This window comes from Nocardioides sediminis, from assembly GCF_003047295.1.
Taxonomy (GTDB): domain Bacteria; phylum Actinomycetota; class Actinomycetes; order Propionibacteriales; family Nocardioidaceae; genus Nocardioides; species Nocardioides sediminis.
Genome location: NZ_PZYZ01000020.1, coordinates 1 through 1,183, shown reverse-complemented (window position 1 = coordinate 1,183; position 1,183 = coordinate 1). Strand labels below are relative to the sequence as shown.

At 73.7% G+C, this 1,183-nt stretch carries 1 protein-coding gene; it reads left to right on the top strand.

Features of this window, described 5'->3' with window-relative positions; translation table 11 throughout:
- Window positions 1-1,183, top strand: a 1,183-nt coding sequence (gene cofG, locus DAI17_RS20730) for a 7,8-didemethyl-8-hydroxy-5-deazariboflavin synthase CofG (RefSeq protein ID WP_107775147.1), incomplete at both ends; no start/stop codon positions are given.

Genomic DNA, 1,183 nt, shown 5'->3' with positions numbered 1-1,183 from the left:
ACCCGGCTGTGCCGGGACCGGTGCCACTACTGCACGTTCGTCGAGACGCCCGCGCAGGCCGAGCGCGAAGGCCGGGCGCCGTACATGTCTCCCGACGAGATCCTCGAGGTCGCCCGCGAGGGTGCGGAGCTGGGTTGCCTCGAGGCGCTGCTGACCCTCGGCGACCGTCCGGAGGACCGGTGGCCCGAGGCACGCGCGTGGCTCGACGAGCAGGGCTACGACTCCACCCTGTCCTACGTCCGCGCGATGGCGGTGCGGATCCTGGAGGAGACCGGGCTGCTGCCGCACGTCAATCCCGGCGTCATGTCGTGGGAGGAGATGACGCGGCTCAAGCCGGTCTCGCCGTCCATGGGGATGATGCTCGAGACCACGTCGCGCCGGCTCTTCGAGACCAAGGGACTGGCCCACTTCGGGTCGCCCGACAAGGACCCCGACGTGCGGCTGCGGGTGCTGGAGGACGCCGGGCGGATCTCGGTCCCGTTCACCTCCGGCCTGCTCGTCGGCATCGGCGAGACACTGGCCGAGCGCGCCGAGACGGTCTTTGCCCTGCGATCCGTGGGGCGTCGGTACGGCGGCCTGCAGGAAGTCATCGTCCAGAACTTCCGCGCCAAGCCCGACACCGCGATGCGGCACGTCGACGACCTCGGGCTCGACGAGTACCGCGCCGCCATCGCGGTGACGCGGATCGTGCTCGGCCCCAAGGCTCGCGTGCAGGCGCCGCCCAACCTGGTCGACAGCTCGGAGGGGTCGGACGAGTGCCGGCTGCTGCTCGAGGCGGGGATCGACGACTGGGGCGGGGTGTCCCCGCTGACGCCCGACCACGTCAACCCCGAGCGGCCCTGGCCGTCGCTGGACCGGCTGCGGGCGGTCACGGCGGAGTGCGGCCTGGAGCTGCGGCCGCGGCTGACGGTGCACCCGGAGTACGTGCGCGCCGGCGAGCCGTGGCTCGACCCCCGCATCTCGGCGCACGTCGCCGCGCTCGCGGGCCCGGACGGCCTGGCCCGCGACGGCGTACGTCCGACAGGGTTGCCGTGGCAGGAGCCGGACGGCGGCCCGGCCGGGCACGCCGGGGGGACGGGTCGCACCGACCTGCACGCCTCCATCGACACCGAGGGCCGCTCGGCCGACCGGCGTGGAGACTTCGACGACGTGTACGGCGACTGGGACGCGCTGCGCGAGGCCG